The organism is Serratia sp. OLAL2, assembly GCF_002752475.1.
In the GTDB taxonomy this organism is placed as follows: Bacteria; Pseudomonadota; Gammaproteobacteria; order Enterobacterales; family Enterobacteriaceae; genus Serratia; species Serratia bockelmannii.
In genome coordinates, this window is the sequence record NZ_MSTL01000018.1 from 177,602 (window position 1) to 196,644 (window position 19,043).

Consider the following 19,043-nt stretch of genomic DNA (forward strand, 5'->3'; position numbering starts at 1 on the left):
CAACATGCAAGGAAGGGCGGACAGCGACGATTACCAACGCATTTTCCTGCAGGACGTGCCGCTGATTGACGTGCGCGCACCGATCGAGTTTCAGCAGGGCGCCTTCGCTCAGGCACTGAATCTGCCGCTGATGATCGACAGCGAACGCCAGGCGGTCGGCACCTGCTATAAGCAGCATGGGCAACAAGCGGCGATCGCGCTCGGCCACAGCCTGGTGAACGGCAAACTGCGCGAACAGCGCACCGCCGCCTGGCTGGCGGCCTGCGCAGAGCGGCCCGAAGGCTATATTTACTGCTTCCGCGGCGGGCTGCGCTCGCAGCTGGTGCAGCAATGGCTGCATGAGGCCGGCGTCGAGTACCCGCGTATCATTGGCGGTTATAAGGCGCTGCGCAATTATTTGCTCGGCGTGCTGGCGCAAAGCGCGGCATTGCCGATGGCCCTGGTGGGCGGCAATACCGGCAGCGGCAAGACGTTGCTGGTCAACGAACTGGCCGACGGCGTCGATCTGGAAGGCGTGGCGCGCCATCGCGGTTCATCTTTTGGTCGAACGCTGGCGGGCCAGAGCTCGCAGATCGATTTTGAGAATCGTCTGGCTGTGTTATTGCTGAAAAAACAGCATGGTGGCAGCCGCCGTTGGGTGCTGGAAGACGAAGGGCGGATCATCGGCAGCAACAATCTGCCGCTGCCGCTGTTCAATGGGATGCAGCAGGCGCCGGTGGCGGTGATCGACGATCCGTTCGACATTCGTCTGGCGCGTCTGCAGGCGGAATATATCGACGGCATGCGCGAACAGTTCGAACAGGCCTATGGTGTGGAAGACGGCTGGCGACAGTACGACGACTATCTGCACCACGGCCTGTTCGCCATACGCCGCCGCCTGGGGCTGGAACGCTTCCAGCAGCTGACGCAACGACTGGAAGCGGCGCTGCGGGCACAGCGGCTCAGCGGCCAGGGCGAGGCGCACCGCGAGTGGCTGGCGCCCCTGTTGCAGCAGTACTACGATCCGATGTATTGCTATCAGTTGGAAAAGAAAGCCCAGCGGATTGTCTTCCGTGGGAACTATGCAGAAGTAAGAGAATTCTTGATGACGTTCAGCCAGAAAAACGGTGAATAATGCGACTGTTCATAGCCGAGAAACCGAGTTTGGCGCGCGCCATTGCCGACGTCTTGCCCAAGCCGCATCGCCGCGGCGACGGGTATATCGCCTGTGGCAACAACGACGTGGTGACCTGGTGCGTCGGCCACCTGTTGGAGCAGGCTCAGCCTGACGCTTATGACAGCCGCTATGCGCGCTGGTCGTTGGCGGATCTGCCGATCATTCCCGAAAAATGGCGGTTGCAGCCGCGGCCTTCGGTCAGTAAACAGCTCAACGCCATTAAAAAGTTGCTGCTTGAAGCCGATGAAGTGGTTCACGCCGGCGACCCGGATCGCGAAGGGCAACTGCTGGTGGATGAGGTGCTGGACTACCTGGATTTGACGGCGGAGAAGCGCCAGAACGTGCGCCGCTGTCTGATCAACGATCTCAACCCGCAGGCGGTGGAGCGCGCGGTCGAGCGTCTGCGCGACAACCGAGACTTTATCCCGCTGTGCGTGTCTGCGCTGGCACGTTCGCGCGCCGACTGGCTGTACGGCATCAATATGACCCGCGCTTATACGCTGCTGGGCCGCAACGCCGGTTACGACGGTGTGCTGTCGGTGGGCAGGGTGCAGACGCCGGTGCTGGGATTGGTGGTGCGGCGCGATGAAGAGATCGAAAACTTCGTGCCGAAAGATTTCTTTGAGGTCAAGGCGCACATCGTTACGCCGAAAGAAGAACGCTTCGTGGCGCTGTGGCAACCCAGCGACTCCTGCGAACCTTATCAGGATGAAGAGGGGCGTTTGCTGCACCGGCCGTTGGCGGAGCACGTGGTCAAGCGCATCGAGGGCCAGCCGGCGCTGGTCACGTCCTATAACGATAAACGGGAATCAGATACTGCGCCGCTGCCGTTTTCGCTCTCCACGCTGCAAATTGAAGCGGCCCGGCGTTATAACCTCAGCGCCCAACAGGTGCTGGACGTTTGCCAGCGGCTGTACGAAACCCATAAATTGATCACCTATCCGCGTTCCGACTGTCGCTACCTGCCGGAAGAACATTTCGCTGGCCGCCATGCGGTGCTGAACGCCATCAGCGTGCACCAGCCTGAACTGTACCCGCAGCCGGTGATCGACAGCGATCGCCGCAACCGCTGCTGGGACGACAAAAAGGTCGATGCGCACCACGCTATCATTCCTACCGCCCGTGCCGGCAAGATTAACCTGACGCAGGATGAACGGAACGTGTATGGGCTGGTGGCGCGCCAGTATCTGATGCAGTTTTGTCCGGATGCGGTGTTCCGCAAATGCGTGATCGAGCTGGATATCGCCGGCGGCAAATTCATCGCCAAGGCGCGTTTCCTGGCGGAGGCCGGTTGGCGTACGCTGCTGGGCAGCAAGGAACGCGACGAGGAAAATGAGGGCGCACCGTTGCCGGTGGTGGCTAAAGATGATGAGCTGCTGTGTGAGCGCGGTGAAGTGGTGGAGCGCCAGACGCAGCCCCCGCGGCCGTTTACCGACGCCAGCCTGTTGTCGGCCATGACCGGCATCGCGCGGTTCGTACAAGATAAAGCGCTAAAGAAAATCCTGCGAGCGACCGATGGTTTAGGTACGGAAGCGACGCGAGCGGGGATCATCGAATTGCTGTTCAAGCGGGCGTTTCTGTACAAGAAGGGACGCTATATTCACTCCAGCGAAACCGGGCGCGCGTTGATTCACTCGCTGCCGGATCTTGCTGCACGCCCTGATATGACGGCAAACTGGGAAGCCACGCTGACGCAAATCAGCGAGAAATCCTGCCGCTATCAGGACTTTATGCAGCCGTTGGTCGGCACGCTGCAAGAGCTGATTTATCAGGCCAAGCAGAGCCGGGCGAGCATGGCGTTTCGTGGATTGCCGCCGCCGCCCTCCAGCGGGGGCAAAAAACGCAGGAAAAGCGCCGGCAAGGCGCAGGAGAAAAGTGAATGAAGCGTGGACTCAATGGGGTGCTGGCTGCCGCTGTCCTGGCGTACTGCGGCCTGGCGGCCGCCAACCGGGGCGATGTGGACGTGGTGTTGCCGGTTTCGCCGGAGATCTGGGGCACGGCCAAAAGCGGCGTCAACCCGCCGCCGGCGCAGCCCTGCAACCGCTGTTGCGTCTACCAGAACCAGAACTATTCCGAGGGCGCGGTGCTTAAAGTGGAAGGGGAAGTGCTGCAGTGCGTGCGTGAGCCTAACACCATTGGCACCAACCCCTTGATTTGGGTGCGATTGAAGAAGTGACGATGTAACCTATCGCCGCGCTCAGCGTACATCGCCTTGCGCGGCGATATAGCCCGCCAGCAGTGGAACGTCAGCGGGTGCCAGAGCGTATTCCTGCGCCTGTTGCGGCGTGACCCAGACCAGCGCCGAGTGGCAGCGCTGTTGCAGTTCACCGGAGAACTCCGCGACTTGCCAGGCGTGCAGCCGGATGAGGCGTTCGCCTTGCTGCCACTGATTGCTGCCCACATAGTTGCCGATACGGGCGCAAATTCCCAATTCTTCATCCAGCTCGCGCGCCAGCGCCTCTGGCTGGCTTTCGCCGGCTTCAACCTTGCCGCCGGGGAATTCCCACAGACCGGCCTGGTCGCTGCCTGCGCCGCGCTGGGCCAGCAAAATGCGGCCATTTTTTTCCAGAATGGCGGCTACCACGTCGATAATTTTCATTGGCTTCACAGAGTAAAACCCCGGCGAGCGCCGGGGTGATGGGGTTACAGCGTAAATTCCGCCCAGACCGGTGCATGGTCGGAAGGTTTCTCCATACCACGGGTTTGGTAATCGATGCCGGTGGCGATGCAGCGCGAAGCCAGCGGGGTGCTGGCGAGCAGCAGATCGATACGCAGGCCGCGGTTGTCGTCGAACCCTTTGGAGCGGTAGTCGAACCACGAGAATTCGTCGCTGCGCCCCGGGTTGGCGTGGCGGTAGGTATCCACCAGGCCCCAGTTCAGCAGGCGGTCCATCCATTCACGTTCTTCCGGCAGGAAGGAGCATTTACCGGTGCGCAACCAGCGTTTGCGGTTGTCTTCGCCGATGCCGATATCGTAATCGCTGGGGCTGATATTCATGTCGCCCATGATCAGCACCGGGGATTCTGCCGACAGCTGTTGCTCCAGGTAATTTTGCAGGTCCTGATAAAACCGCGTTTTAGCCGGGAATTTGATCGGATGGTCGCGGCTTTCACCTTGCGGGAAGTAGCCGTTGATCACCGTCAGCGTGCCCTGTGGCGTAGCCAGATCGGCCATGATGATGCGACGCTGCGCATCTTCTTCATCGGTCGGGAAACCGCGGCGCACGGCCAGAGGCTCCGCTTTGGTCAGCAGCGCCACGCCGTAATGGCCTTTTTGCCCGTGATAGAATACGTGGTAGCCGTGTTGGCTGACGTCTTCCAATGGGAACATGTCATCGTGAACTTTGGTTTCCTGCAGACCGATCACGTCGGGCTGGTGCTGTTCGATAATTGCCGCCAGCTGATGCGGACGCGCGCGCAGTCCATTGATATTAAAAGAGACAAACTTCATGAGCGGTGCCGTTTTCACGAGAAAAATGTGCTGTGATAGTAGCAGAGTTTGGCGGGAAATGTAACGCAGACAGCGGCGGGACCGCTGACTGCGCAGCGGGTTTATTTCGCCCAGCGGTCGTAATTTTTAGGTTGATAGTCGTCAAACTGTTGCAGCAGCGTTTGTGCCGATTCACTGATGTGCAGGGTACCGAGATAGTCGTGGCGCATGAAACCCTGATCGGCGACGTGCTCGAGGAACTGGCTCAGTGGGCGGTAGAATCCGTTGACGTTCAGCAGGCCGACCGGCTTGTTGTGATAGCCGATTTGCCCCCAGGTCCAGATTTCAAACAGCTCTTCCAGCGTGCCGATGCCGCCGGGCAGGGCGATAAAACTGTCCGCCAGCGCCGCCATACGGGCTTTGCGCGTATGCATATCGGGTACCACTTCCAGTTCGGTCAGGCCGCGATGCGCCGTTTCCGCTTCCACCAGGCGCTCGGGGATAATGCCGACAGCTTCACCGCCCGCTGCCAACACCGCGTCTGCCACGATCCCCATCAATCCTTTTTTGCCGCCGCCGTAGATTAAACGGCGCCCCTGAGCGGCCAGCAGCTGCCCCAGTTGACGAGCCTGCTCGGCATAAGCGGGATTGACGCCCTCACTGGCGCCACAAAAAACGCAAATATTGTTTCGCATCCACCTTTCCTTACTGCACTAAAGAAGCCAGTGGTATAGCGAATTGTCGGCCGGAGTTCAAGTTACTGCTGGGAGTGAGGAAATAAAACATCGAGGTGAAAGCGGGGAATAAGGGGAGATAAATTGAGTTTATTGATACGAGGGCATTGGGTGCGATGTGCTTTAAGTCGATTTGGGAGTCTTGGTCGAAGCTTCTCATCCTTCCCCGGTGCGGAGCAATATGGATGCGATGTGTTTTAACTTGGTTCAGGGATTTTTGCAAGAGATGGTGGTGGGGGAAGGATTCGAACCTTCGAAGTCTGTGACGGCAGATTTACAGTCTGCTCCCTTTGGCCGCTCGGGAACCCCACCATGGTATTCATGGATTTACAAATTGTTGTTCTGGTTTTATCCAGAAGAAACCTGGCCGGTTTCTTTACTGCGTCTTCGCTCCTGGCGGAGAGAAGATGGTGGTGGGGGAAGGATTATTCGTCACTTCGTTCCTCACCCTTTGGGCCGCGCTAAAGCGCGTTATCCTTCCCTTTCTGACTCGCTTAAACTCAGTGCGTATCAGCAACGAAAAGATGGTGGTGGGGGAAGGATTCGAACCTTCGAAGTCTGTGACGGCAGATTTACAGTCTGCTCCCTTTGGCCGCTCGGGAACCCCACCATATACATGGCTATTTAACTGGCCTGCTTGCGAGAGCGCTGTCTCGGTAAGCGGGGCGCATCATATCAAATGAAGCGGATGTGTAAAGCATTGAAATGCAGAAAATGAATCGTTTGCCGTTTTTTTATTCTTGGCGGTGCATCCCTGAACGAAATGCACCGATTTATTGAGCGATTACAGAATAACGGTGCGGTTGCCGTAGACGAAGACGCGCTGCGCCAACACCTGATAAAGCGCGCGGCTGAGCACGTTTTTCTCTACGTCGCGGCCGGCGCGCATCATATCCTCGGCGGAATAGGTGTGATCGACGTGGATCACGTCCTGCATGATGATCGGGCCTTCGTCGAGATTGTCGTTAACGTAGTGGGCGGTGGCGCCGATGATTTTTACCCCGCGCTCATAGGCCTGGTGATAAGGGCGTGCGCCGATAAACGCCGGCAGGAACGAATGGTGAATGTTGATCACCTGGTTCGGATAATGTTGCACGAAGGCCGGCGTCAGCACGCGCATATATTTGGCCAACACCACGTAATCCGGCTGATATTGATCGATCTTGGCCGTCATTTCGCGGTCATGCTGCTCCCGCGTCAAGCCTTCGTGGCTCACCAGATGGAAAGGAATATCGAAACGCTCCACCAGCGTTTGCAGCGTGTCGTGGTTGCCGATCACGGCGGCAATTTCAACGTCGAGGCCACCATAGGCGCTTTTCATCAACAGATCGCCCAGGCAGTGGGCCTCTTTGGTGACCAGCACCACGATGCGCCGGCGCCCAGTGCTGTGCAGCTCGCGCAGCGAACCTTCCGGCAGCGCGCTGTCCAGATCGGCCAGCAACGTGTTGTCGTTGAAAATGCCTTCCAGCTCGGTGCGCATAAAGAAACGCCCGGTGCGGTGATCGACGAACTCATTATTCTGGACGATATTGAGTTCGTGCTTGTAACAGATGTTGGTGATCTTGGCGATCAGCCCTTTGGCGTCCGGGCAGATGGTGCGTAACACTTTTCGTTGTACATTTTGGTGTGGCATGGGTTTGAGGATCCTGTCTGATACTGAACGGCCTGTCTGCGCAGGCGTAAACGTGAAGCGCCGGCCGGTTAGCGCCCGCAGCACTTCTTATATTTTTTCCCTGAGCCACAGGGACACATCGCATTTCTGCCGGGCTGGGGTTTGGTACCGTCGATATAATACCAACGTTGATCGCGACGAAGGAAGCGTGAGCGCTCATGCATCGCTTGCGGTTCGCCGCTTTCGCCATCGGTAAAACGGGCGATGAATTCGACGAAGCCTTCATCCGGCTCATGACCGGCTTTCTCTTCCACGACCGTCAGGCCCAGCCATTCGGTATTCTTAAAACTGTCGACGATTGCATTGCGCCACGCTTCGGCACCGCAGTCGGGGTGCCAGGTGGCGATCAGATAGTCGACGTTATGACTCACGTAGGCGGTGAAGCGTGAACGCATCAGCTGGCCGGGCGTCGGCGCTGGCTGATTGCCGCTGATAAAAGGGGCGCAGCACGCGTTATACGCCAGTCCGCTGCCGCATGGGCATAATTCGGGCAAAATAACTCCTGAGAACACGAGGCAGAAAATGAATTTAGCGCATATGTTACCTAACAATATTCGTCAGTGACAATCTACCCTGAAAGCAGAGAACACCTTTCACCCTGAGGATGGCGCGATGCGGCAAATCAAGATCGGACTGGCGCTGGGAGCGGGCTCGGCCAAAGGCTGGGCGCACATCGGCGTGATCAATGCGATAAAGAAATTGGGGATTGAGGTTGATGTCGTTGCCGGCTGTTCTGTCGGCGCGTTGGTGGGCGCGGCGTTCGCCAGCCATCGTCTGCCGGCGATGGAGCAGTGGGTGCGATCGTTCAGCTATTGGGACGTCATTCGCCTGATGGATTTTTCCTGGCAGCGCGGCGGCCTGTTGCGCGGCGAGCGGGTGTTTAACGCCGTCGGACAGCTGCTGAAGGTCAATGATATCGCCGATTGTGCGTTGAAGTTCGGTGCCGTGACCACCAATCTCAGCACCGGGCGCGAGCTGTGGCTGACCGAAGGCGATATTCATCAGGCGATACGCGCCTCCTGCAGTATGCCTGGCCTGTTGGCGCCGGTATGGGCCGACGGCTATTGGCTGGTGGATGGCGCGGTGGTCAATCCTGTGCCGGTGTCGCTTTGCCGCGCCATGGGCGCCGATATCGTCATCGCGGTCGATCTGCAGCATGATGCGCATCTGATGCAGCAGGATCTGTTCTCGATACGTATCGAGGAAGAAAGCCCGAACGATGCGCCTGCGGCGACCTGGCGCGGGCGTCTGCGGGAACGCGTCGGCAGAATGCGTAAGCGCAAACCGGCGACGGCGCCGACGGCGATGGAGATTATGAGCACCTCGATTCAAATGCTGGAAAATCGTTTGAAGCGTAATCGGATGGCGAGCGATCCGCCGGATGTGTTGATTCAACCTTTTTGTCCGCAAATCTCGACGCTGGATTTCCACCGCGCCGATGAAGCGATCGCAGCGGGGTTGCTTGCGGTGGAAAAACAACTGGATCGGTTGTTGCCGTTGATAAAAAATAGATAATTCTCGGTTCTCGGTTGGCAATGCGCGGTCAGTCTGTTTCAGACGAGCATAAGTGACCTTTTTGAGCCACTATTACACTATGGAAAGGGACGAGGCTCGGCTGATGGCATTACCACTTACTCACAAGCGCATCTTGATCGTTGAGGACGAACAGGTTTTTCGTTCAGTGCTGGTCGGTTATTTGGCCTCACTGGGTGCTGAAACCGGCGAGGCGACCAACGGTATACAGGCGCTGGGTGCCGTCGATGACTTCAAGCCGGATCTGATCCTGTGCGATCTCGCGATGCCTGAAATGGGGGGGATCGAATTCGTTGAGCACCTGCGTTTGCAGGGGCTGCAAATCCCGGTACTGGTGATCTCGGCCACCGACAAGATGGCTGACATCGCCAAGGTGCTGAGGTTGGGCGTGCAGGATGTGCTGCTCAAGCCGCTGACCGATCTCAATCGCCTGCGTGAAGCGGTGTTGGCATGCTTATACCCCAATATGTTCACTTCCCAGGCGATTGAGGAGGTTGAACTGTTTCAGGACTGGGATGCGTTGAGCAAAAATCCCTCCGAAGCCGTCAAACTGCTTAAACAATTGCAACCGCCGGTACAGCAGACTATTGCGCATTGCCGGATCAACTATCGGCAGTTAACCACCGGCGAAAATCCTGGCCTGGTGCTGGATATCGCCGCTTTGTCAGAAAAGGATCTGGCATTCTATTGCCTGGACGTCACGCGCGCCGGCGATAATGGCGTATTGGCGGCATTGCTGTTGCGTGCATTATTTAATGGGCTGCTGCAAGACCATCTGGCTAATCAACAGCATCGTCTGCCGCAAATGTCGGCATTGTTAAAGCAGGTTAATCAATTATTGCGGCAGGGGAAATTAGACGGTCAATTCCCGCTGTTGCTGGGATATTATCACGCCGAAAATAAAAACCTGATTCTGGTTTCTGCCGGGCTGCATGCCAACGTCAATACCGGTGACAATCAAATCCAGCTGAGCAATGGCGTGCCACTGGGGACGCTGGGGGCCACCTACATGAATCAGATCAGCCAGCGCTGCACTGCCTGGCAGTGTCAGGTATGGGGAAGCGGTGGTCGGTTGCGGCTGATGCTCAGCGCTGAATAACAGGCAACGAACGGCGAGATCTTAAGCTATTCACTTATCGGTAATTAAACCGTTTATTTATTCTCCCGATTATCCGAACGGGTAATAGTCCTAAATGTTTTCTATTTGTGTTCTGGTTAATGCCAGGCGCGCATAAGCTGGTATACTCCGAAGGTTTTTTATATTGAGCCCAAGCTCATAAAATGAGCGCTTTAGCTTCAAGAGAGGAAATAATGCCTGCTGTAAATCGCAAAGTCAGAAAAGCCGTGATCCCGGTTGCAGGCTTGGGTACGCGGATGTTACCGGCCACCAAAGCCATTCCGAAAGAAATGCTGCCGCTGGTTGATAAACCGCTGATCCAATACGTCGTTAATGAGTGCATTGCGGCGGGGATTAACGAGATTGTGCTGGTCACCCACTCCTCCAAGAACTCGATCGAAAACCATTTTGATACCAGTTTCGAACTTGAAGCGATGCTGGAAAAACGCGTCAAGCGCCAATTGCTGGATGAAGTGCAGTCGATCTGCCCGAAAGGCGTTACCGTGATGCAGGTTCGTCAGGGCAATGCCAAAGGCCTGGGGCACGCGATTATGTGTGCCTACCCGATGGTGGGCGATGAACCGGTGGCGGTGGTGTTGCCGGACGTGATCCTCGACGAATACAGCGCCGATCCGAAAAAAGACAACCTCCACGAAATGCTGCAGCGCTTCGAAACTACCGGCGTCAGCCAGATCATGGTTGAACCCGTGCCGCATAAAGATGTCGGAAACTACGGCGTAGCCGACTGTAAGGGCGTTGCTTTGCAACCGGGCGAAAGTGCGCCGATGGTGAGTGTGGTTGAGAAACCTTCGCCGGATAAAGCCCCTTCCAACCTGGCGATTGTCGGTCGTTACGTGTTATCCGCCGATATTTGGCCGCTGTTGGCTAAAACGCCCCCTGGCGCCGGCGACGAAATTCAGCTGACTGACAGTATCGAAATGTTGATGCAGCAGGAAACGGTGGAAGCGTATCACCTGAAGGGCGTAAGCCATGACTGCGGTAACAAGTTGGGGTACATGCAGGCTTTTGTAGAGTACGGCATGCGTCATGCCAGCCTGGGCAAAGAATTTTCTCAGTGGCTGCAACAGGTTGTTGCCGCTGACAAGAAGTAATTTGATCTTTCGTATTAATTTGAAAAACTAGGATTTTCACATGAAAGTAACAGTTTTTGGTATTGGTTATGTGGGGCTGGTACAGGCCGCCGTACTGGCTGAAGTTGGCCATGACGTTATGTGCATTGATGTTGATGAGCGAAAAGTCGAAAACCTGAAAAAAGGGAATATCCCGATTTTTGAACCGGGCCTGACGCCGCTGGTACAGCAAAACTATGAGGCTGGGCGCCTGCATTTCACCACCGATGCCAAAGCGGGCGTGGCGCACGGGAATATCCAGTTTATTGCCGTCGGCACGCCGCCGGATGAGGACGGCTCCGCCGATCTGAAATATGTCACCGCGGTTGCACGTACCATCGCCGAACACATGACCGATCGCAAAGTGGTGATCGATAAATCCACCGTGCCGGTCGGTACGGCGGACAAGGTGCGTCAGGTGATGGCGGAAACGCTGGCTAAACGCGGCAGCAACGTGGCGTTCGACGTGGTATCCAACCCTGAATTCCTGAAGGAAGGCGCTGCGGTAGCTGACTGCATGCGCCCTGAACGCATCGTGATCGGTACCGATAATAAAGAGGTAATCGAACCGATTCGCGAACTGTACGAGCCATTTAACCGCAATCACGATCGTATGATCATGATGGATATCCGCAGCGCAGAGCTGACCAAATACGCTGCCAACTGCATGCTGGCGACCAAAATCAGCTTTATGAACGAGATGTCCAATCTGGCGGAAATGCTGGGTGCGGACATCGAGAAAGTGCGTCAGGGCATCGGTTCCGACTCACGCATCGGTTATCACTTCATCTACCCTGGCTGCGGCTACGGTGGTTCTTGCTTCCCGAAAGATGTCCAGGCGTTGATCCGCACGGCGGAACAGATCGGTTACCAACCGAAGCTGCTGCAGGCGGTAGAGCAGGTCAACTACCAACAGAAAGATAAGTTGAACAGCTTTATCAAAGATTACTTCGGCAGCGATCTGAAGGGGAAAACCTTTGCGCTGTGGGGCCTGGCGTTCAAGCCGAATACCGATGACATGCGTGAAGCGTCCAGCCGCGTGCTGATGGAGCAATTGTGGGCTGCCGGCGCCACCGTTCAAGCCTACGATCCTGAAGCGATGAACGAAGTTCAGCGCATCTATGGCCAGCGCGACGACTTGAAGCTGATGGGGACCAAAGAGGCTGCATTGCACGGCGCCGATGCTCTGGTGATCTGCACCGAATGGCAGAATTTCCGCGCACCGGACTTCGATGTGATCAAGAGTGCGTTGAAGCAGCCGGTGATCTTCGATGGACGTAACCTGTACGATCCGGAGCGTTTGGAGAATCGCGGCTTTACCTATTACGCGATTGGCCGCGGCGCCTCGATTAAACCGGTTATTTAAGGAGTGGGCATGAAATTCCTGGTTACAGGCGCCGCAGGGTTTATTGGTTATCACGTTGCAGAGCGTTTGTTGACCGCCGGGCATCAGGTTGTCGGCATCGATAACCTGAATGACTATTATGACGTGGGCCTGAAAATGGCCCGTCTGGACAGACTGGCGGATAAGCCGGGATTCCGCTTTATCAAGCTGGATTTGGCCGATCGTGAAGGGATGGCGGCATTGTTCGCCGAGCATCAGTTCCAACGAGTCATTCATTTGGGGGCACAAGCCGGCGTGCGTTATTCGTTGGTTAACCCGTTGGCTTATGCGGACGCCAACCTGATCGGCCATTTGAACGTTCTGGAAGGCTGCCGCCATAATAAGGTCGAGCATTTACTTTATGCTTCCTCCAGCTCTGTTTATGGCCTCAATCGCAAGCTGCCGTTTGCTACCGAAGATTCTGTCGATCACCCTGTGTCACTGTATGCGGCCACCAAAAAAGCCAATGAGCTGATGTCACACAGCTACTCTCATTTATACAGTCTCCCGACGACGGGGTTACGCTTCTTTACCGTATATGGTCCCTGGGGGCGTCCGGATATGGCGCTGTTCAAGTTTACCAAGGCCATATTGGCGGGGGAGAGCATCGATGTATATAACCACGGTGAAATGCACCGTGACTTTACCTACATCGATGATATCACCGAGGCGATTGTGCGGCTGCAGGCGGTTATTCCGCAGGCAGATCCGTCATGGAGCGTTGAACAGGGATCGCCAGCGACCAGTTCCGCACCGTATCATGTTTATAATATCGGCAATAACACCCCCGTTAAACTGATGGAATATATCACGGCGCTGGAGCAGGCTTTGGGGGTAACTGCCCGCAAGAATATGCTGCCGATGCAACCTGGCGACGTGATGGATACCAGTGCGGACACCGCAGAGCTTTATCGTGACATTGGTTTTAAACCGGAAACCAGCGTTGAAGAGGGGGTAAAGCGCTTTGTTGATTGGTATAAGGCATTCTACCAGGTTCAATAATTGAACGAGGGTAAATGCGATAAAGGGGCCTTAGGGCCCCTTTTTTTCATTGGGGCTCCATGCAGGGAAGAAAATGCGAATTAGGATATTTACTAAAAGGAGAGGGGTGAGGTGGGATCACGTCGATAAGCTTTAAAATGAAAAGGCCCCCCGGAGGGAGCCTTTCAGATACGGACTGAATCGCTATTACAGCAGGAAATCGTCCAGAGATTTACCTTGCTCTTCGATAGCTTTCTTAATCACCGCAGGCGTACGGCCTTGGCCGGTCCAGGTTTTCAGTTCGCCGTTTTCATCTTTATATTGGTATTTAGCAGGACGTGCTGCACGCTTTGCTTTGCCGGCAGCCTTGTTGGCAGCCATGGTTTGCAGCAGCTCATTTGGATCGATACCATCAGCAATCAGCATTTCGCGGTATTGCTGCAGTTTACGAGTGCGTTCTTCGATTTCTGCTTGAGCCTGGCTGTCTTCTTCGCGACGTTCGTTCACAACAACTTCCAGTTTCTCGAGCATTTCTTCCAGCGTTTCCAGTGTGCATTCTCTTGCCTGGGCGCGCAGAGTGCGGATGTTGTTCAAAATCTTTAATGCTTCGCTCATTGTCCTAGTCTCAAATTATATTGGTGGGGGGCGTCTCGATAATAATAGAGTGCTATTTTCTTTTCTGCAATAGCCAAATTGACTTGAATACTCAAATTTACCTTTTAAAAAACCGTTAATCGGATCTGTCCGACTAATATAGGAAGGGCTGTTAACTATTATCCTCACCGCACTTAAGTCAAAATTTCAGCAGGCATGCTTTAAAAGGCGCGTGTCGCAAGGCTTTCATCGATAAGTTATCGTCGTAATTTATATCAATATTACAATGAGTTCTGTGGGCTTAATCACGCCATGGTAAGGCAGACATTGTAAACAATAGGGGTATATAGGTAAAGGTTGCGTCAGGAAACGTCGGGGGGATAGCGAAGGTGATTAAATGCCCTGTATTGGCCTCACGTATAATAGACAAGCACTCTCCCGCGGCTGCGGTGCCTGCCGCAGTGAAAGAGGATTATGCATTAATGGGCAAATGTTCGGGGTTAACCATTAGCAAGAATTAATAGTGATGACAGGCATACATTATCCTGTAAATAGCTGTAAAAAGAACGGGCCGACAGAACGATATGTTTCGCTTGAAAGCGCATTATTACGGCGAACGCAATATTCGTTCGCTTTGGGCTGAGCCGGGGGGCGGCTTATGGTACACTTACCGTCCTAATCAACATTTGAATATTTCTTATACCATCGGAGTTGCGGGGCCATGGCTCAACTTTATTTTTATTACTCTGCGATGAATGCCGGCAAGTCCACCGCGCTGCTACAGTCTTCATATAACTATCAAGAACGTGGTATGCGCACGCTGGTGTTCACCGCGGAGATCGATCACCGCTTTGGCGTCGGTAAAGTCAGCTCGCGCATCGGTTTATCCTCGCAGGCCCAGCTCTATAACAACGACTCGATGCTGTACGCCATGATTCAGCAAGAGCATCAACAGCAGCCGGTGCATTGTGTGCTGCTGGATGAAAGCCAGTTCCTGACCAAGGCGCAGGTTGAGCAATTGTGCGATGTGGTGGACCAACTGGACATTCCCGTATTGTGCTACGGCCTGCGTACCGATTTTCTCGGTGAGCTGTTTACCGGCAGCCAATATTTGCTGGCCTGGGCCGATAAGCTGGTGGAATTGAAAACCATCTGTCACTGTGGGCGCAAAGCCAACATGGTGTTACGGTTGGATGAAAACGGCCAGGCGATGCATGCTGGTGAACAGGTGGTGATTGGCGGTAACGAGAGCTATGTCTCCGTCTGTCGCAAGCATTATAAAGAGGCGATTCACTCCCTGGAGTAGGAGCGAAAATGCCGCCAGCGCCCGCTGAGGCGTTTTGGCGGCGGGATAAGAAAAACCGCGCGCCAGGCGCAATAAAAAACCCGCCGTTTGGCGGGTTTTTTTATCGGTTCACGGAACCGTTATTTCTTGGGCTTCTTTACCGCGGTTTTGGCTGCAGCCGGAGCCGCCGCTTCCTCGTCGACCGCTTCGCTGAATTCGCGGCCGTAGAAGGTATCCAGCATGATTTGCTTCAGTTCGGCAATCAGCGGGTAGCGCGGGTTGGCGCCGGTGCATTGGTCGTCGAATGCGTCTTCCGACAGCTTGTCGACTTTCGCCAGGAAGTCCGCCTCCTGCACACCCGCTTCACGGATGGAGGTTGGGATGCCCAACTCGGTTTTCAGCTCGTCCAGCCAGGCCAGCAGTTTCTCAATCTTCTGCGCAGTGCGGTCGCCCGGTGCGCTCAGGCCGAGGTGGTCGGCGATTTCAGCGTAGCGGCGGCGCGCCTGAGGGCGGTCGTACTGGCTGAAGGCCGTTTGCTTGGTCGGGTTGTCGTTCGCGTTGTAGCGAATGACGTTGGAAATCAGCATCGCGTTGGCCAGGCCGTGCGGAATGTGGAACTCCGAACCCAGCTTGTGCGCCATGGAGTGACAGACCCCGAGGAAGGCGTTGGCGAAAGCGATACCGGCGATGGTGGCGGCGTTGTGCACGCGTTCACGGGCAACCGGGTTTTTCGCGCCTTCTTTATAGCTGGCCGGCAGATACTCTTTCAACAGTTTCAGCGCCTGCAGCGCCTGGCCGTCGGAGTATTCGTTCGCCAGCACCGACACGTAGGCTTCCAGCGCGTGGGTTACCGCATCCAGACCGCCGAAGGCGCACAGGGATTTTGGCATGTTCATCACCAGGTTGGCGTCGACAATCGCCATGTCCGGGGTCAGCGCATAGTCGGCCAGGGGGTATTTCTGTCCGGTGGTGTCGTCGGTCACGACGGCGAATGGCGTGACTTCCGAACCGGTGCCTGAGGTGGTGGTGATGGCGATCATCTTCGCTTTCACGCCCATTTTCGGGAACTTGTAGATACGCTTGCGGATGTCCATGAAGCGCAGCGCCAGATCCTCGAAGTGGGTTTCAGGATGTTCGTACAGCACCCACATGATTTTCGCGGCGTCCATCGGCGAACCGCCGCCCAGCGCGATGATGACGTCCGGTTTGAAGGAGTTCATCTGCTCGGCGCCTTTGCGCACGATGCTCAGCGTCGGATCGGCTTCCACTTCAAAGAACACTTCAGTTTCGATACCGTGAGACTTCAGAACCTTGGTGATCTGGTCGGCATAGCCGTTGTTGAACAGGAAACGGTCGGTCACGATGAAGGCGCGTTTCGCCCCGTCGGTCGCCACTTCTTCCAGCGCGATAGGCAGTGAGCCACGGCGGAAGTAGATCGATTTCGGAAGTTTATGCCACAACATGTTTTCTGCTCGCTTCGCTACAGTTTTCTTGTTGATCAGGTGTTTAGGTCCGACGTTTTCAGAGATGGAGTTACCACCCCAGGAACCGCAACCCAGCGTCAGCGAAGGCGCAAGTTTGAAGTTGTACAGGTCGCCGATACCGCCCTGAGAAGCCGGGGTGTTGATCAGAATGCGAGCCGTTTTCATTTTATCGCCGAAGTAGGCGATGCGAGCCGTTTGGTTATCCTGGTCGGTGTACAGGCAGGACGTGTGGCCGATACCGCCCATGGCGACCAGTTTTTCGGCTTTGGCGACGGCGTCTTCGAAGTCTTTGGCACGGTACATCGCCAGGGTAGGCGACAGTTTTTCATGTGCGAAAGGTTCAGACTCGTCGACCAGCTTCACTTCACCGATCAGCACTTTGGTGTTGGCCGGCACTTTGATGCCTGCCATTTCGGCGATTTTCGGTGCGGATTGCCCGACGATGGCCGCGTTCAGGCCGCCGTTTTTCAGGATGATGTCCTGCACCGCTTTCAGTTCTTTACCCTGCAGCAGATAGCCGCCGTGGGAAGCGAAGCGCTCGCGTACCGCATCATAGATAGCGTCAACGACGATGACCGACTGTTCGGAAGCGCAGATAACGCCGCTGTCGAAGGTTTTGGACATCAGGATAGAGGCGACCACGCGTTTGATATCTGCGGTTTCGTCTACCACGACCGGCGTATTGCCGGCGCCGACGCCGATTGCCGGTTTGCCGGAACTGTAGGCGGCTTTCACCATGCCCGGGCCACCGGTGGCGAGGATCAGGTTGATGTCAGGGTGGTGCATCAGCTGGTTGGACAGCTCGACGGTAGGTTGGTCGATCCAACCGATGATGTCTTTCGGCGCACCGGCGGCGATAGCGGCTTGCAGCACGATATCGGCGGCTTTGTTGGTGGCATTCTTCGCACGCGGGTGCGGCGAGAAGATGATGCCATTGCGGGTTTTCAGGCTGATCAGCGCTTTGAAGATCGCGGTAGAAGTTGGGTTGGTGGTAGGAACGATACCGCAAATCAGGCCGATAGGTTCGGCGATGGTGATGGTACCGAAAGTGTCATCTTCAGACAGGATGCCACAGGTTTTTTCATCTTTATAGGCGTTGTAGATGTACTCGGAAGCGAAGTGGTTTTTGATCACTTTGTCTTCGACGATACCCATTCCGGATTCTTCCACGGCCATTTTGGCCAATGGGATACGGGCATCAGCAGCGGCGAGGGCGGCAGCGCGGAAGATTTTATCCACTTGCTCTTGAGTGAAGTTGGCATATTCGCGCTGGGCTTTTTTGACACGTGCGACAAGCTCGTTCAGTTCAGCGACATTCGTTACAGCCATAATGCTCTCCTGATAATGTTAAACTCTTTCAGTAAATAAGCCGTGCGAGCCACTAGTATAGTCGTAACGGGGATAAGCGGTGATGAGAATACCGGGGTCTTCCCGCGTTATTTCTTCGCATGCTGCTGATTTGCTTAAAGAGCTTCACCCTACGCCAACCGGAGGGGCAGGCAGTGAGGAGAAGGGAACCGGCGATGCTGCTGCCGACTTTGTTCTACTCCCTGACTACGACTAAGAGCTTACCCACTGTTGGGTAGTTGATTTGTGATCTAAATCATGAAAACTGCAAGCTGACACCTTTCAGCTTGCTGGTGTTGGGAATTATTCTCGATAACTGTGAGCGGTGACTCTTTTTTCAACATAAAAAATCAAAAGGCCATACATCACTTTAACAAAGGGCATTTGTTTTGTTGCATAACCTGCTGGTAGTCAAAAATGCTGCTCTGGCCGGATGGATTACCCGCGGCAATTCCATTACATTAGCGCGCATAGGCAGCACACCTTTTTATAGTACTTAATGCGGAGCCATCTGTGGGCCAATCTCTGTTGGATCTTTCCGGCTTTATCAAGTTCTTTGTCGGTCTGTTTGCGCTGGTCAACCCGGTGGGCATCTTGCCGGTGTTTATCAGTATGACCAGTTATCAGGCGGAAGCGGGGCGCAACAAAACCAACCTGACCGCCAATCTGTCGGTCGCCATCATTCTGTGGACCTCGCTGTTCCTGGGCGAAGGGATCCTGCGGATGTTCGGCATCTCTATCGATTCGTTCCGCATCGCCGGCGGTATTCTGGTGGTGACCATCGCCATGTCGATGATCAGCGGCAAGCTGGGGGAAGACAAACAGAACAAACAAGAGAAGTCGGAGAGCGCGATCCGCGAAAGTATCGGCGTGGTGCCGTTAGCGCTGCCGCTGATGGCGGGGCCAGGGGCGATCAGTTCTACCATCGTCTGGAGTTCACGTTATCACAACTGGCAAAGCCTGCTCGGTTTTACGGTGGCGATCGCCTTGTTCGCCTTTTGCTGCTGGCTGTTGTTCCGCGCCGCGCCGCTGTTGGTGCGTTTGCTTGGGCAGACCGGCATCAACGTGATCACCCGAATCATGGGCCTGTTGCTGATGGCGCTCGGGATCGAGTTTATCGTTACCGGCATTAAGGCGATATTCCCCGGCCTGTTGTAATACCCTTTGTTTAGCCGCGCACCTTTCGCGTTGGCGCGG

The 19,043-nt window shown here is 55.5% G+C and carries 17 protein-coding genes and 2 tRNA genes; 10 read left to right on the forward strand and 9 right to left on the reverse strand.

Annotated elements, in window-relative coordinates; genetic code table 11:
- Positions 1–4 precede the first annotated feature (4 nt).
- The 3 genes from mnmH to BVU99_RS14370 are packed head-to-tail and all read left to right on the forward strand — an operon-like array spanning position 5 to position 3,332.
- Complete coding sequence (mnmH, locus tag BVU99_RS14360) at positions 5–1,114, forward strand: tRNA 2-selenouridine(34) synthase MnmH (RefSeq protein WP_038629396.1); 1,110 nt, start codon at positions 5–7, stop codon at positions 1,112–1,114.
- The gene (locus BVU99_RS14365) at positions 1,114–3,039 is read left to right on the forward strand and encodes a DNA topoisomerase III (protein WP_043142985.1); all 1,926 of its coding nucleotides are present in this window, start codon (positions 1,114–1,116) and stop codon (positions 3,037–3,039) included. Before mnmH ends, BVU99_RS14365 begins: the two co-directional genes overlap by 1 nt.
- Positions 3,036–3,332 (forward strand): YnjH family protein, encoded by a 297-nt coding sequence (locus tag BVU99_RS14370; protein ID WP_099817185.1) that lies wholly within the window; start codon positions 3,036–3,038, stop codon positions 3,330–3,332. The genes BVU99_RS14365 and BVU99_RS14370 overlap by 4 nt, the downstream gene beginning before the upstream one ends.
- 21 nt (positions 3,333–3,353) lie before the next feature.
- Here the strand turns inward: BVU99_RS14370 and BVU99_RS14375 are convergent, their stop codons facing one another.
- From BVU99_RS14375 to BVU99_RS14405, 7 genes are all read right to left on the reverse strand, one after another.
- Positions 3,354–3,755 carry a pyrimidine (deoxy)nucleoside triphosphate diphosphatase gene (locus BVU99_RS14375; protein ID WP_025303084.1) on the reverse strand — a complete coding sequence of 134 codons (402 nt, stop codon included), beginning with the start codon at positions 3,753–3,755 and terminating at the stop codon, positions 3,354–3,356.
- Positions 3,756–3,799: 44 nt separating this feature from the next.
- Positions 3,800–4,606: an exodeoxyribonuclease III gene (gene xthA / locus BVU99_RS14380; RefSeq protein ID WP_025303083.1), complete on the reverse strand. Its 807-nt coding sequence runs from the start codon at positions 4,604–4,606 to the stop codon at positions 3,800–3,802.
- A gap of 101 nt (positions 4,607–4,707) precedes the next feature.
- Positions 4,708–5,280, reverse strand: a complete 573-nt coding sequence (locus BVU99_RS14385) for a TIGR00730 family Rossman fold protein (protein ID WP_004932190.1) — start codon at positions 5,278–5,280, stop codon at positions 4,708–4,710.
- Positions 5,281–5,546: 266 nt separating this feature from the next.
- Positions 5,547–5,631, reverse strand: a tRNA-Tyr gene (locus tag BVU99_RS14390).
- Between the two features lie 213 nt (positions 5,632–5,844).
- Positions 5,845–5,929, reverse strand: a tRNA-Tyr gene (locus tag BVU99_RS14395).
- A 174-nt stretch (positions 5,930–6,103) separates the two neighbouring features.
- On the reverse strand, positions 6,104–6,952 hold the full coding sequence (purU, locus tag BVU99_RS14400; RefSeq protein ID WP_004932187.1) for a formyltetrahydrofolate deformylase: 849 nt from the start codon (positions 6,950–6,952) through the stop codon (positions 6,104–6,106).
- Positions 6,953–7,020: 68 nt separating this feature from the next.
- Positions 7,021–7,485, reverse strand: coding sequence for a YchJ family protein (locus BVU99_RS14405; protein WP_025303082.1), 465 nt, complete (start codon positions 7,483–7,485; stop codon positions 7,021–7,023).
- A 118-nt stretch (positions 7,486–7,603) separates the two neighbouring features.
- On the opposite strand from BVU99_RS14405, the gene rssA reads away from it, so the two are divergent.
- From rssA to BVU99_RS14430, 5 genes are all read left to right on the forward strand, one after another.
- A complete protein-coding gene (gene rssA / locus BVU99_RS14410) occupies positions 7,604–8,506 on the forward strand; it encodes a patatin-like phospholipase RssA (protein WP_025303081.1) in 903 nt (300 codons plus the stop codon).
- A 103-nt stretch (positions 8,507–8,609) separates the two neighbouring features.
- Complete coding sequence (gene rssB / locus BVU99_RS14415; protein WP_025303080.1) at positions 8,610–9,623, forward strand: two-component system response regulator RssB; 1,014 nt, start codon at positions 8,610–8,612, stop codon at positions 9,621–9,623.
- A 212-nt stretch (positions 9,624–9,835) separates the two neighbouring features.
- Positions 9,836–10,753, forward strand: coding sequence for a UTP--glucose-1-phosphate uridylyltransferase GalU (gene galU / locus BVU99_RS14420; protein WP_049295767.1), 918 nt, complete (start codon positions 9,836–9,838; stop codon positions 10,751–10,753).
- A gap of 40 nt (positions 10,754–10,793) precedes the next feature.
- Positions 10,794–12,137: a UDP-glucose/GDP-mannose dehydrogenase family protein gene (locus BVU99_RS14425; RefSeq protein ID WP_025303078.1), complete on the forward strand. Its 1,344-nt coding sequence runs from the start codon at positions 10,794–10,796 to the stop codon at positions 12,135–12,137.
- 9 nt (positions 12,138–12,146) lie between these two features.
- Entirely contained in the window at positions 12,147–13,157 is a 1,011-nt protein-coding gene (locus BVU99_RS14430; protein ID WP_049205526.1) for an NAD-dependent epimerase, read from the forward strand.
- A gap of 186 nt (positions 13,158–13,343) precedes the next feature.
- On the opposite strand, the gene hns is transcribed toward BVU99_RS14430, so the two are convergent.
- Entirely contained in the window at positions 13,344–13,751 is a 408-nt protein-coding gene (gene hns, locus BVU99_RS14435) for a histone-like nucleoid-structuring protein H-NS (RefSeq protein WP_004932170.1), read from the reverse strand.
- Positions 13,752–14,451: 700 nt separating this feature from the next.
- Between hns and BVU99_RS14440 the strand changes: the two genes are divergently transcribed.
- A complete protein-coding gene (locus BVU99_RS14440) occupies positions 14,452–15,036 on the forward strand; it encodes a thymidine kinase (protein ID WP_015378091.1) in 585 nt (194 codons plus the stop codon).
- Between the two features lie 119 nt (positions 15,037–15,155).
- Here BVU99_RS14440 and adhE read toward each other — a convergent pair whose 3' ends face one another.
- On the reverse strand, positions 15,156–17,828 hold the full coding sequence (gene adhE / locus BVU99_RS14445) for a bifunctional acetaldehyde-CoA/alcohol dehydrogenase (protein ID WP_025303076.1): 2,673 nt from the start codon (positions 17,826–17,828) through the stop codon (positions 15,156–15,158).
- A gap of 531 nt (positions 17,829–18,359) precedes the next feature.
- On the opposite strand from adhE, the gene BVU99_RS14450 reads away from it, so the two are divergent.
- Positions 18,360–19,004 carry a YchE family NAAT transporter gene (locus BVU99_RS14450; RefSeq protein ID WP_015378089.1) on the forward strand — a complete coding sequence of 215 codons (645 nt, stop codon included), beginning with the start codon at positions 18,360–18,362 and terminating at the stop codon, positions 19,002–19,004.
- Positions 19,005–19,043 lie beyond the last annotated feature (39 nt).